Origin of the sequence: Hydrogenophaga sp. IBVHS1 (genome assembly GCF_002127265.1) — a bacterium.
Taxonomy (GTDB): Bacteria; Pseudomonadota; Gammaproteobacteria; order Burkholderiales; family Burkholderiaceae_C; genus Hydrogenophaga.
In genome coordinates this window covers 428,667-441,572 of sequence record NZ_NFUU01000001.1, presented here as the reverse complement: position 1 = coordinate 441,572, position 12,906 = coordinate 428,667, and the positions used below count along the sequence as shown (strand labels likewise).

Here is a 12,906-nt window from a genome sequence, read left to right as displayed (position 1 = left end):
TCGTGGGACAGCCGCGATTCTTACAAAGTTCCGGCCGTCGGGTTCAGAGCTCGCCGTAGCTGTGCAGGCCCGAGAGGAACATGTTCACGCCGATAAAGGCAAAGGTGGTGATGGCCAGGCCAACCAGCGCCCACCAGGCGGCTACGGTGCCGCGCAGCCCTTTCATGAGCCGCATGTGCAGCCAGGCCGCGTAGTTCAGCCACACGATCAGGGCCCAGGTTTCTTTGGGGTCCCAGCTCCAGTAGCCGCCCCAGGCCTCGGCGGCCCAGAGGGCACCGAGCACGGTGGCGATGGTGAAAAACGCGAAGCCGACGGCAATGGCCTTGTACATCACGTCGTCGAGCACTTCAAAGCTGGGCAATTTTTCCGCGATGCGGCGGCGGCCGAAGATGATGGTGCCCACGATCAGGGCGGAGATGCCGAAGTAGACAAACCAGTAGCTGCCGCCGTTCTCGGCCGCCGACTGGCGAAACACGATGGGCTCGAAACACAGCACCACGCCCAGCAGCCACAGCGGCGCGAGCTTGTACCAGCGACTCTCGCTCGCGCTCTGCTTGATCAGGTAGGCGAAGGCCAGCATCGCCGCAATGGCGAAGGTGCCATAGCCAATGAAGTTGGCCGGCACGTGCAGTTTCATCCACCAGCTCTGCAGGGCCGGCACCAAAGGCTGAATCTGATGCGCCTCGCGCACCACGGTGTACCAGAGCAGAAAACCAACCGCCGCGCTGACCACCAGCATCGCAAACGCGCCCATGCTGCGCGTCTTGTACTGGTCTTCGTAGTACAGGTAGAAGGCAGTGGTCATCCAGCAGAACAGCACAAACACTTCATACAGGTTGCTGACCGGGATGTGACCGATGTCGGGGCCGATCTGGTGGCTCTCGAACCAGCGCACCATGGTGCCCACCAGCGCGAGCGTCACCGCCACCCAGGCCAGGCGCGAGCCGAGCAGCTGGAAGGCATCGCCGCCGCGTGTGACCATGCCAACCCAGTAGAACGCCGTGCTCATGAAGAACAGCACGCTCATCCACAGAATGGCGGACTGGCTAGAAATGAAGTACTTGAGCAGGAAGACCTGATCGGCACGGGCCAGATCCGCCGTACCTGCCGGCGTCATGTAGAGCCAGATCGCCAGCAGCGACAGCGCGGCCACCACCACCGCCAGACCTCGCAGTGGCCGCCAGAACCAGCCCAGCCAGATCATGGCCGGCACCGCCCCCACCAGAATGGCTTTTTCGTAGCCATCCATCGCGGTGCTGTAGCGCACGAAGGCCCAGCTTGCGCCCAGTACCACGAGTGCGGCAAACAGCCAGTCCCAGACATTGCGTCGGGCGAAATAGCCCGGCTGCAGGCCGTCGGCACCCCGCCCCTTCTTGAGTTCGATGGTCTGTGATGCGGTGGCGGTATTCATGTGGGCACCTTGAGCAGTTGCGTCTTGAGCAGGTCGAATTCGCGGTCGGCCTCCATCGTTTTTCGGTTCAACGACAGGGCCATGGAAGCCTGGGAGCCCTGCTCACCCGCAGGCGAGAGCCACACCCACAGGCGGCGTTCGCGCACATACAGCATGGCAAAAACGCCGAGAATGAGCAACAGGCAACCCAGGTAGACGATGTTTTGCCCGGGCGCGCGCGCCACCTGGAAAACGCTGGCCTGCACGTGGGTGAAGTCCTTGAGCTGGAAAGTCATGGGCGCGGGATAGAAGAACGTGTCGCTCAGGCTGATCACCGCCTGCGCCATGAACTGTTGCGTGGCCTCGCCACGCTCCAACGGTTTCAGGCCCGCGCGTTCACGGCTCAACTGCAGCAGCTCGAACAGCGTGCCGTTCAGGATGCGCACCAGCACCTCGCTCGCGCGCTCTCGTTCGGCCGCTGGCACGTTGGCTTCGAGAAAGGCCGAAACCGCCTGCAGCCCACCCCGGACGTCCTTGGGTGCGGCACCGTTGACCACCGGCTGCGCAAGGGTCGCTTTCACCGTTTCCACACCAGCAAACAGGTCCATGGCTCGCTGTGCAGAAGCTGCCAGTGCCTCCGCGAGTTCAGGTTTGCCTTCTTCCACGGCAGACGTGGCGTAACGGCGCACCGCTTCCGCTCGCATCTGTGGATCGTCGAGCGCGGCACGCAGGCGCACAAAACCGTCGAGCGAATCGTTTTCGTCAACCGGGATGCGCAGGTAACGAAACGGCTCGGACGGCGTCTCGCGCAGACCCAGCAGGTACATGCGCGAACCGTCAATGTCCATCGGCAGCATGTAGTTGTGGTACTCCACCGCCTGGCCCGCAGCATCGCGCAGTTTGTAAGTGATGCTGGGTCCGACGTTGCGCAGTGTCTTCTCGGTCACGGTCTTGTGGCCGGAGCCAAGGCGGCTTTCGATCGAGCTGCGCAGGTCCACCTTGCGCACGTCGGTGCCCGCGCCGGCACCGGAGCCGGCGAAGTTCTCCACGTTGATCACGCGCAGCCCGGTGTACTCCAGCGTGAGCTGGTCGGCCCCGTTGCTGAGCGCCGTCGACCCGCCGATGGTGCCCTCGATCTCGAACGCCCGCGTGGGTCGGTTCAGCGGCACGGCTTGCAGCTTCACGCGCGAGCCGCCGTCGTCGAAGCTGGACTGGTAAATGTTGATGCCGCGATGGCTGGCCGGGTGGTTCACCTCGACACGCGCCTCCTTCTTCTCGCCGGTTTCGTTGTCCTGAATCACGATCTCGCTGGCAAACAGCTTGGGCATGCCGGTTTCGTAATACTCGACGATGAATTTCTTGAGTTCCACGGTGAACGGCAGGTCCTGGAGCAGAACCCCCGTGGGCTGGGCCAGGATGGCCGTGCCGGCCGTTGTGCCTTCGGTCACCAGCAGGTTGCCCCGGAAGGTGGGATTCGTGCTGGCCAGTCGGTGCTGCGCGGGCACATCGGCAATTAGGCCACCGCCAGTGAACGGCGTCTTGCCGTTGAACCACATTTGCGCGCGAACCACCAGGTCGCCATCGAGCAGCCCCCCAATGCACACCAGCACGATGGCGCTGTGCGCAGCGAGGTAACCAATCTTGTTGGCCGTGCCCGCCTTCGCGGCGACCATCCAGCCCGTGCCGTTGGCCATCGGGCGGGACTGCAGCTTGACCTTCCAGCCCGAGCCCAGCAGCGTCTGACCAATGCGGTTGGCGGCCGCCTCGGGCGTCTCCGCAAGTGCACCCTCGGCCCTATGTGGAAAAGCCTTGAGGCTCTGCTCGCGGATGTTTTCCTTGTAGGCCTTGTAGTCGGAAAAAATCTTGGGCGTGTTGCGGGCAATGCACAGGCTGGTGCTGGTCACCAGAAACGCCAGAATCAGCAGAAACCACCAGGCGCTGTAGACCGCAAACAACTGCGCGCTGGCAAACACGTCCGCCCAGAAGGGACCGAACTGGTTCACGTAGTTGATGAAGGGCTCATGTTGCTTGACCACCGTGCCGATCACCGACGCGATGCAGATCACCGAGAGCAACGAAATTGCGAACCGCATCGACGACAGCAGTTCCACCGCCTCGCTCACGAAGCGGGGACCAGATCGGATTTGCAGGCCTTCGGTGGAAACGGTCATGGGGCGGGAAAAGACAGAAAAAAGGCGGTTCCGGTGAATCCGGAGCCGCCTAGATCAGATGTTGTTTTTGGCTGGCGGTTCAACGCCGGAGGCATCGGCGGCATTGTGCCGCGAAATATCAATGTTGACTTATATCTCTTGCACCCTGGAGGGGCAAGCGGTGTCGGCGGTTTTCAGCGCAACCCGGCGATGTAGTCGGACACCGCCTGAATTTCGCGGTCGTTCATCTTGGCGGCCACGCCCGTCATCTGGGCGTTGTTCTTGCGAGTGCCGTTGCGGAAGTGCTCCAGCTGGGTCTTGGTGTACTCGGCGTGCTGGCCCGAGAGGCGCGGGTATTGCGAAGGAATGCCGGCGCCGTTGGGGCTGTGGCAACCGGCGCAGGCAGCGATCTGGCGGTCCGCGATGCCGCCACGGTAAATGCGCTCACCGAGCTTCACCAGGTCCTTGTCGGTGGCCGCACCGCCCTTGGCCTTCTGGTCGGCAAGCCAATAGGCGATGTTGCGCATGTCGGCATCGGACAACGCGGAGGCGAAGCCCTTCATGATGGCGTTGTCACGCTTGCCCGACTTGTAATCCTGGAGCTGCTTGACGAGGTACTCAGGATGCTGCTGCGCGAGCTTGGGGTTGGCCGGGGTGGTGGAGTTTCCATCCGCCGCATGGCAGGCAACGCACACCTGGCCGAACGAAGCGGCACCCTTGGCCAGGTCGGGCTTGACCGGCTGCGCCTGGGCGCTGAACGACAGGGCTGCTGCGGCAGCGGCACAAAGTAGGGAGACAGGCAATTTCATGACGGGGCGGGCGTCGGCAGCGACGGGTTCTGGTTGAGGAAATTCGCGGGTTGTCTGGTCAAAGCCAATCGATTTTACAATGTCCCACCGGGAAAACCCCCAAATGACCCAATACCCCACTCCAGCCCAACCGACCGCTCCACCCACCGAGCACGCCCAGGGCCCCAAGCCCCGCCTCCCCCAAGCTGGAACCCAGACCCCTGACCCCAAGATCGCCCATGGCTGGTTGCACACCGCCCGCTTCCTGACCACCGCCCCTCAACTCGAACACCTGCCCCCGCTCACGGTGCCCGAGGTGGCCTTTGTGGGGCGCTCCAACGCGGGCAAGTCCACCTGCATCAACACCCTGACGCAGCAGAAGCGCCTGGCTTTCGCGTCCAAAACACCCGGCCGCACTCAGAGCATCAACCTGTTTTCGCTCGGCAAGCAGGGTGTCACCGATGCGGTTCTCGCCGATCTGCCCGGCTATGGCTATGCGGCAGTGCCGCGCGAAGCCAAGCTGCGCTGGCAGCGTGTGATGGGCAACTACCTGCTCACCCGTGAAAACCTGCGCGGCGTGGTGCTGTTGATCGACCCGCGCCTGGGCCTCACCGAGCTCGACGACATCTTGCTGGAAGTCATCAGGCCCAGGGTGGAGGAAGGTCTGAAGTTTCTGGTGTTGCTCACGAAAGCCGACAAACTCAATCACGCCGAGGCGCAGAAGGCGCTGTCGATTGCGCGACTGCAATCCGGCGGCGGCGAAGCCAGACTCTTTTCGGCCCTGAAGAAGAAAGGGCTGGACGAGGTGGCCCAGATGCTCTGGCGCTGGACGCACGAAGAAGGCGCGCCGGCAGTGGCCCCACCCGTTCCCCAGGAAGAGCCCCCGGCGCTGGACTGAAAGCGCGGGGCCATCGAGAGTGCCCGCATGATCCAGACCTTCGACCTGCCCCTGCCCCATGGCATCACCCTGAGCTGTCGCGCTGCAGGGGAGGTGGGCCGCCCAGTGCTGCTCTTCCTGCACGGCTTTCCGGAAGCCGCGTTCGTGTGGGACTTTCTGCTGGCTCATTTCGCCCGCCCCGAACACGGCGGCTACCGCTGCGTGGCGCCCAACCTGCGGGGCTTCGAACGATCGAGCGCGCCCATCGAGGTGGCCGCCTACCGCGCCAAGCCGCTGGTGCAGGACCTCTGCGCCACGATCGAGGCCATCACACTGAACAGCCCCACGCCAGGCCAGCTGGCTGGCCTGGTGGCACACGACTGGGGTGGCGCGCTGGCCTGGAGCCTGGCCGCGCAGCATCCCGGTCTCACGCGCCAGCTGGTCATTCTCAACGCGCCCCATCCAGCAACGTTCGCACGCGAGCTGAGCCATTCATCGGCCCAGCAGGCCAGCAGTGCCTACATGAACTTCCTCGCCCGGCCGGACGCTGCGCAGTTGCTCGCAGAAAACGACTTCGCCCGTTTGTGGCCCTTTTTCACCGCGATGGCGGCCGACAGCGGACCCCACGCCTGGCTGGACGAAGCCACCCGCGAACGCTACCGGGCCGTCTGGCGTCAAGGTCTGCGCGGCGGTTGCGCCTACTACGCTGCCTCGCCTCTGCGTCCACCGACCCCGCAGGACCCCGGGGCCACTGCAGTGCAGATTCCGCGCGACAAGGTGCAAGTGAAAATTCCGACGCTGGTCATCTGGGGATTGGGCGACACCGCCCTGCCGGTGGCACTGCTCGATGGCCTGGACGAATTCGTGCAAGACCTTCGCATCGAACGCGTGCCCGAAGCCACTCACTGGATCGTGCACGAGCAGCCGCAGAAAGTGGCCGCCCTGCTCGGCGCCTTCCTGGCTCAGTCGCTTCCGTAGAGCGAAGGCTCTCCGGGTGGGCGGGTCTTGAACCGCTTGTGCACCCAGTAGTACTGCTCGGGCATGCGCGCGATCATCCCCTCTAGCCTGCGGTTCATCTGGGCCGTGTCTTCCACGGCGTCCGGGCCGGGGTAACCGGGCCACGCGGGCATCACCTCGACCTCGTAGCCGCGCCGCGTCAGCCGTGTGACCACCGGCACCACTTTGGCACCCCCCAGCCGGGCCAGGCGCGGCAGCGTAGGCACGGTGGCGGTGGGCACCCCGAAGAACGGCACGAACACCGACTCCTCAGGCCCGAGGTCCATGTCGGGCAGAAGATAAAGGGCTTCCCCCGAGCGCAAGGACTGCACCACCGTGCGCAGTCCCTGCTGCTTCTCGATCAGCCGGACGGTACCAAATCGCAAGCGGCCCGTGCGGATCCACTGGTCCACGTCCTCGTTGATCTGCGACAGGTAAATGCAGGCATACGGGCGCGGCTCGAGCAGGGCAAGCGCCGTTCCGCCGGCATCCATTCCCACAAAATGGGGCGCCAGCATCAGCACAGGCTTGTCGCCATGCAACTCGTGTGTGGCGCCCACCACCCGCAGGCGCGCGCGCACCGTGGCCTCGCTGCCTTCCCAAAGCCAGCTGCGATCAAGCCAGGCCTGCGCGAACGCAACGAAATGGCGCCGCACGGCGCGATGGCGCTCAAGCGTGCTGTCTTGCGGAAAGCACAGCGCCCAGTTGGTGCGGGCAATGCGCCTGCGCCGTGAAGCCACCGCGTGCAGCACCTGCCCCATTAGCCAGCCCAGACCCCGCACCCAACTTAGGGGCAAGCGGGCCAGCAAGCGCATGACGACCACCCCCAGGCGGTTGCCCCAGCGTTCGCTGAATGTCGCATCGGGCTTGTCGGGAACTTCTTTCGATTCGGGAAGTGGCATCGCGAAATGGGATGAATGAACAGATTCAACGGCTCGCCGCAACCGGTTGCTTGTAGCGGTCGTAGGACCACAGGTATTGTTCCGGGCATTCTCGCACCAGCATTTCCATGGCCTGGTTGATCTGCGTGGCGGCCACGGTGGCGTCGTCCGACAACGGACCCGCGCCCACGAACTCGAATGGACGCACGTGAATGCAATAGCCGCGCCCCCACCTCAGGCGTTCGCCCCAGACCAGCAGCAGCTGCGCACTCGCGGCGTGCACCAGCCGCGCCGGTAGCGTCATGGTGTAGGCCTCACGTCCGAAAAAAGGTGCCCATATGCCTTGCCCTGCTGGCGGCACCTGGTCGGGCAGCAAGCCCACGGCCTGACCAGCTCTGAGCGCCTTGATGAGTTGCTTGACACCTGCCACTGTGGTGGGCGCAGTGAAGAGGCCGGGTCGCTCCCGTGCTCCGGCCATGATGTCGCGCTGCCACGCCTTGCGAGCAGGACGAAACAGCACGGTGGTGGGCTGGCGTTCGCCGAACCGGTCAGCGTAGGCCTGTGCGGCAACCTCGAAGCATCCGAGGTGGGGTGTGAGAAAAAGCACGCCACTTCGCTTTTCAAGCGCCGCCTCGACGTGCTCGGCACCTTCCCAGACAACCCTCACGGAACGCCCCGACCACAAGCGCGGCAGCTCGGCCACCAGCTTGCCCGATTCGCCCACCGAGGCCAGTGCCACGCCCCTGGAAAAGCCCGCCTGGCGGGCGTGGGCAAACAGCCGGCGGCGGTAGCGGGTGGAGAGCCCGAAACTCAGCCACCCCAGCACCCAGCCGAGGGTGTGCAGCACCGGCAACGGCAGCAAGCTGGCGAATCGGAAAAGGAAGCGAATCAGCACGGCCATGATCTAGAATCCGCGCATCGCCGAGTTATTGAACTAATTGCGGGGCGATTCATAAATTCCGCTAAAGCGTTCGCCGAACTCTGAGACCGGCAACGCCGATCAACCACTCTGGAGTTTATACATGGCGAACGACTTTCTCTTCACATCCGAATCCGTCTCTGAAGGCCACCCCGACAAGGTCGCCGACCAGATTTCCGATGCCATTCTGGATGCCATCTTCACCCAGGACCCGCGCAGCCGCGTGGCGGCAGAAACGCTGTGCAACACCGGTCTGGTGGTGCTCGCCGGCGAAATCACCACCAACGCCCATGTCGATTACATCCAGGTGGCGCGCGATACGCTCAAGCGCATCGGCTACGACAACACCGAGTACGGCATCGACTACAAGGGTTGCGCGGTGCTGGTCGCCTACGACAAGCAGAGCAACGACATCGCCCAGGGCGTGGACCACGCGTCTGACGACCACCTGAACATCGGCGCCGGCGACCAGGGCCTGATGTTTGGCTACGCCTGCGACGAAACGCCTGAGCTCATGCCCGCGCCCATCTACTACGCGCACCGTCTGGTGGAGCGCCAGGCTCAGCTCCGCAAAGATGGCCGCCTGCCCTTTCTGCGGCCCGATGCCAAGAGCCAGGTGACCATGCGCTACGTGGACGGCAAGCCCCACAGCATTGACACGGTGGTGCTTTCCACCCAGCACAGCCCCGATCAGAGCGAATCCGCCACCAAGATGAAGGCATCGTTCAATGAAGCCATCATTGAAGAGCTCATCAAGCCGGTGCTGCCCAAGGAATGGCTCAAGGACACCAGGTACCTGATCAACCCGACCGGGCGCTTCGTGATCGGTGGCCCGCAAGGCGATTGCGGCCTGACCGGGCGCAAGATCATTGTGGACACCTATGGCGGCGCGTGTCCGCACGGTGGCGGCGCATTCAGTGGCAAGGACCCCAGCAAGGTGGACCGCTCCGCCGCTTACGCTGCTCGCTATGTGGCCAAGAACATTGTTTCGGCCGGGCTGGCCCGCCAGTGCCAGATTCAGGTGGCTTACGCCATCGGCGTTGCTCGCCCGATGAACGTGACGGTTTACACGGAAGGCACCGGCGTGATCCCCGACGACCAGATTGCCGCGCTCGTCAATGAGCATTTCGACCTGCGTCCCAAGGGCATCATCCAGATGCTGGATCTGCTGCGCCCGATCTACACCAAGACCGCCGCCTACGGCCATTTCGGCCGGGAAGAGCCAGAGTTCACCTGGGAGCGCACCGACCGCGCGGCCGCGCTGCGCAAGGCCGCAGGCCTGTAAATATTCACAGCAAAGCGGCGCAAAGCCCCGTGGCACAAGCCCCGGGGCTTTTTTCATCTTCGCGGGAGAGTCTGTCCCCGCCACCGTCAGTCGTAACAATTTGAATTTTTCGTCCCTGGTTCCGATATGGGAGTACAAGCCAATTTTTCGGCCTGCCTTGCAACGATCGGAGCCTTTGAACATGGACACCTCTATCTGCCCCGACGGGATGGACGCTTCTGCGACGGATTGCGCGCGGTTGTTGAGCGAGCGGACGAAAGAACTCGAAACCGCGCTGCTCTGTGCCCGTTCCCTTTGCGATCAGGCGCCCTGCGGCTTGTTGTCTTTCGATGTGGAGCAACGCTGCACCCACCTCAACCAGACGCTGCTGGGCTGGCTGGGCCACGACAGGCAGGACACCAGCGTGCCCAAGAGCCTGCGCGAGCTGGTGGCACCGCGCTGGCGCGAACAGGCCTCGGCCCATGTGGAAACCCTGCGGCTGAGCGGCCATGCCGATCCGGTTGACATCGAGCTGGTGCGCAAGGACGGCAGCCTGTTCATGGCCCGCCTGTCTTCCACACCGGTCTTCGATGCAGACGGCAATTTCCTGCTGGGCAACAGCACGGTCACGGAGACGGGTGGGCACGCGATGTCTGACAAGCCCTCTGCCAACGAGAGCCTGCTGCGCAGCATCACCGACCGCATCCCCGCCCGGCTGGCCTACTACGACAAGGACTTGATCTGCCGCTTTGCCAACCAGGCCCATGCCGAACGCTATGGCAAGAAGCCGGCCGACATGGTGGGCTCACACCTCAGCCAGGTGGTGCGCCCCGACATCCTGCCTGACATCCTGCCCCGCGTGGCTCAGGCACTGAGCGGACAGACTCAGACCTTCGAGGCCGAACGCGTCTCAGCCAATGGTTCGCGCAACTACTTTGAAGTGCACTACATCCCCGATTTCCAGAACGGCGAGGTGGAGGGCATCTTCATCGAACTGCACGACATCTCGGAGCGCCGACGCACCGAAGAATTCGTGCTGCACGCCAACCAGGACCTGGAAGAACGCGTGCGTGAGCGCTCCGCCGAACTGTTTGCCAGCGAGCAACGTTATCGCCTGATGGTTGACGCCATCCAGGACTATTGCGTTTACTTCGTCGACGAGAACGGCACCGTCACAGAATGGAGCGAAAGCGCCCAGCGCCTGCATGGTCACAGCCATTCGCAGATGGTCGGGCGTTCCTACGAAGACCTGCTCAGCGCGGACAATGCCGGCGAAGACGAAGTGGATGCCGGTCAGGTGCTGCGACTGGCCAAGGCGCACGGGCAATGGGAAACGCGGGGCTGGCGCCTGCGCGAGGACGGTTCGCGTTTCTGGGCTCACACCGTGCTGACCGCGCTCCGCAACGAAACCGGAGAACTGCAGGGCCTCTCCAGCATCACGCGGGACATGACCGCGGCCAAGAGTCTGGAGGACGTGATGAACGACCTCAACCGCGAGCTGGAAAAACGCGTTGCCGAGCGCACACAGCAGCTCGTGGCCGCCAACAAGGACCTGGACGTGTTCTCGCACATGGTCTCGCACGACCTGCGCGCGCCCTTGCGCCACATCGCCAGCTTCGTGAGCCTCCTGCAAGAGCAGATGGGCGAATCCGCCGACACACTCGCTCTGCAGTACCAGAACTCCATTGCCAAGGCCTCACGCCGCATGAGCATGATGATCGAAGGCCTGCTGGAATATGCGCGCCTGGGGCGCGTGGCCATCGAGTCGCAACCCGTGCCGCTGGCCCCGCTGCTTGAAGGTGTGATCGCGCACCTTAAACAAGAGAACCCGCAACGCCGGATCGAATGGGTGATCGACTCCGATCTTCCCGTCGTGCGCGGCGACGCCATGCTGCTGGCTCAGGCCTGGGGCAACCTGCTCGGCAACTCCGTGAAGTACACCCGCCCGCGCGATCTGGCCCGCATTGAAGTGGGCTGGAAGGTCAACCCTGTGGGAGGCCGCACTTTCTACGTGACCGACAACGGCGTGGGCTTCGACCTGGAGAAAGCACACAACCTGTTCGTGATGTTCCAGCGCCAGCACCATTCGATGGACTTTGAGGGCACGGGCACCGGCCTTGCTCTCTCGCAACGCATCATCGAACGCCACGGCGGTCGCATCTGGGCCGAGACCTCACCCGGCGAAGGTTGCACCTTCTACTTCACCCTGCCGTTCGACGGCATGGAGCCCGAGATGGCCTTTCCCGAGTCGTCGATGGCCGAACTCTCGATCTAGACCCGCGCAGGCAGGACAACGCCCCATCCGATAATTGCGCGGATGAGCCCCGCCAGTCCCAGCCCCCTTCCCACTTCGTTGTTTTCCCTTCAAGGTCGGGTTGCCCTGGTGACGGGCGCGGGGCGGGGTCTCGGTCTTTCCATGGCCAGCGCCCTCGCGGCGCACGGCGCCGTGGTCTGGCTCAATGGCCGCGATCCCCTGCAGTTGCAGGATGCGGCTGAGCAAGTCCGGGCCGCTGGAGAAGCTGCGGGCGGAACGGCCCACGTCCTTGCATTTGACGTCGGCGATGAAACCGCCGCCAGCGATGCCGTGGCGCGCGTGGTCAACGAGAGTGGCCGGATCGACATCCTCATCAACAACGTCGGCCAGCGAAGGCGCCAACCCCTTGACGATCTGCCGGCCGCGGCCCTGCGGGAGTTGCTCGAGGTCAATCTCCTTTCCGCCTGGCATCTTTGCCGGGAGGTCGCAAGGCCCATGCGTGCCCAGGGATCCGGACGGATCATCAACATCACTTCCATCGCCGGACCCATTGCCCGTGAGGGCGACGCTGCCTACACCACCGGCAAAGGCGCGCTGGAGGCGCTGACACGGGCCCTCGCGGCCGAACTTGGCCCTCACGGTATCAACGTGAACGCCATTGCTCCGGGCTATTTCGCAACCGTTACCAACGCCGGCATGGTGCAGGACGCGGCCACCTCGCAGTGGCTGCGCCAACGCAGTTCACTCGGGCGCTGGGGCCGACCCGACGAGCTGGGCGGTGCGGCGGTCTTTCTGGCGTCTGCCGCATCCAGCTACGTTACGGGGCAGGTGCTGGTGGTCGACGGTGGCTACCTTGCACATTTCTGACGCTGAACCAGCCCCCTGCCGATCGCTCTTTCGGGCATGGCCCAGAAGAAAAAAAGCATCTCGCCTTGAAAACAGGCGCTCCCACCCTTATCATTAGCACTCGCCAGGGTTGAGTGCTAACACCCAACCTCTAGTCGACCGGCGGCTCCGCCCACCCTTTTCAGGGGGCTGTGCCGTTCCGAATAAATCCTTTCCGTTTCATATCCAGGAGATGCAATGAACCTTCGTCCTCTCGCCGATCGCGTGATCGTCAAGCGCATTGACAGCGAAACCAAGACCGCCTCCGGCATCGTCATCCCCGACGCCGCCGCCGAGAAACCCGACCAGGGCGAGATCCTGGCCGTCGGTCCCGGCAAGAAAAACGACAAAGGCGAACTGTCCGCCATGAACGTCAAGGTCGGCGACCGCGTTCTGTTCGGCAAGTACAGCGGCCAGACCGTCAAGGTCGATGGCAACGAACTGCTGGTCATGAAGGAAGACGACCTGTTCGCGGTCGTCGTGAAGTAAGCCTTCGCCTTCC

The 12,906-nt window shown here is 63.8% G+C and carries 11 protein-coding genes; 6 read left to right on the top strand and 5 right to left on the bottom strand.

Annotated elements, in window-relative coordinates:
• Positions 1 to 43: 43 nt before the first annotated feature.
• From ccsB to CAP37_RS02170, 3 genes are all read right to left on the bottom strand, one after another.
• Positions 44 to 1,411 carry a c-type cytochrome biogenesis protein CcsB gene (gene ccsB, locus CAP37_RS02180; RefSeq protein WP_086122659.1) on the bottom strand — a complete coding sequence of 456 codons (1,368 nt, stop codon included), beginning with the start codon at positions 1,409 to 1,411 and terminating at the stop codon, positions 44 to 46.
• On the bottom strand, positions 1,408 to 3,561 hold the full coding sequence (locus CAP37_RS02175; protein ID WP_086122658.1) for a cytochrome c biogenesis protein ResB: 2,154 nt from the start codon (positions 3,559 to 3,561) through the stop codon (positions 1,408 to 1,410). Before CAP37_RS02175 ends, ccsB begins: the two co-directional genes overlap by 4 nt.
• Positions 3,562 to 3,734: 173 nt before the next feature.
• Positions 3,735 to 4,349: a cytochrome c gene (locus tag CAP37_RS02170; protein WP_086122657.1), complete on the bottom strand. Its 615-nt coding sequence runs from the start codon at positions 4,347 to 4,349 to the stop codon at positions 3,735 to 3,737.
• A 103-nt stretch (positions 4,350 to 4,452) separates the two neighbouring features.
• Between CAP37_RS02170 and yihA the strand changes: the two genes are divergently transcribed.
• Together yihA and CAP37_RS02160 are read left to right on the top strand one after the other, a co-directional pair.
• Positions 4,453 to 5,226, top strand: coding sequence for a ribosome biogenesis GTP-binding protein YihA/YsxC (yihA, locus tag CAP37_RS02165; protein ID WP_086122656.1), 774 nt, complete (start codon positions 4,453 to 4,455; stop codon positions 5,224 to 5,226).
• Positions 5,227 to 5,253: 27 nt separating this feature from the next.
• Positions 5,254 to 6,183, top strand: a complete 930-nt coding sequence (locus CAP37_RS02160) for an alpha/beta fold hydrolase (protein WP_086122655.1) — start codon at positions 5,254 to 5,256, stop codon at positions 6,181 to 6,183.
• Here CAP37_RS02160 and CAP37_RS02155 read toward each other — a convergent pair.
• Together CAP37_RS02155 and CAP37_RS02150 are read right to left on the bottom strand one after the other, a co-directional pair.
• Positions 6,168 to 7,103 (bottom strand): lysophospholipid acyltransferase family protein, encoded by a 936-nt coding sequence (locus tag CAP37_RS02155; RefSeq protein WP_086122654.1) that lies wholly within the window; start codon positions 7,101 to 7,103, stop codon positions 6,168 to 6,170. The genes CAP37_RS02160 and CAP37_RS02155 overlap by 16 nt on opposite strands.
• A 25-nt stretch (positions 7,104 to 7,128) precedes the next feature.
• Entirely contained in the window at positions 7,129 to 7,983 is an 855-nt protein-coding gene (locus CAP37_RS02150; protein WP_256926854.1) for a lysophospholipid acyltransferase family protein, read from the bottom strand.
• 121 nt (positions 7,984 to 8,104) lie between these two features.
• On the opposite strand from CAP37_RS02150, the gene metK reads away from it, so the two are divergent.
• From metK to CAP37_RS02130, 4 genes are all read left to right on the top strand, one after another.
• Complete coding sequence (metK, locus tag CAP37_RS02145; protein WP_086122653.1) at positions 8,105 to 9,286, top strand: methionine adenosyltransferase; 1,182 nt, start codon at positions 8,105 to 8,107, stop codon at positions 9,284 to 9,286.
• Positions 9,287 to 9,467: 181 nt separating this feature from the next.
• On the top strand, positions 9,468 to 11,540 hold the full coding sequence (locus CAP37_RS02140) for a PAS domain S-box protein (RefSeq protein ID WP_086122652.1): 2,073 nt from the start codon (positions 9,468 to 9,470) through the stop codon (positions 11,538 to 11,540).
• Between the two features lie 42 nt (positions 11,541 to 11,582).
• Positions 11,583 to 12,386: an SDR family oxidoreductase gene (locus CAP37_RS02135; RefSeq protein ID WP_086122651.1), complete on the top strand. Its 804-nt coding sequence runs from the start codon at positions 11,583 to 11,585 to the stop codon at positions 12,384 to 12,386.
• 216 nt (positions 12,387 to 12,602) lie between these two features.
• Entirely contained in the window at positions 12,603 to 12,893 is a 291-nt protein-coding gene (locus CAP37_RS02130) for a co-chaperone GroES (RefSeq protein ID WP_086122650.1), read from the top strand.
• Positions 12,894 to 12,906 lie beyond the last annotated feature (13 nt).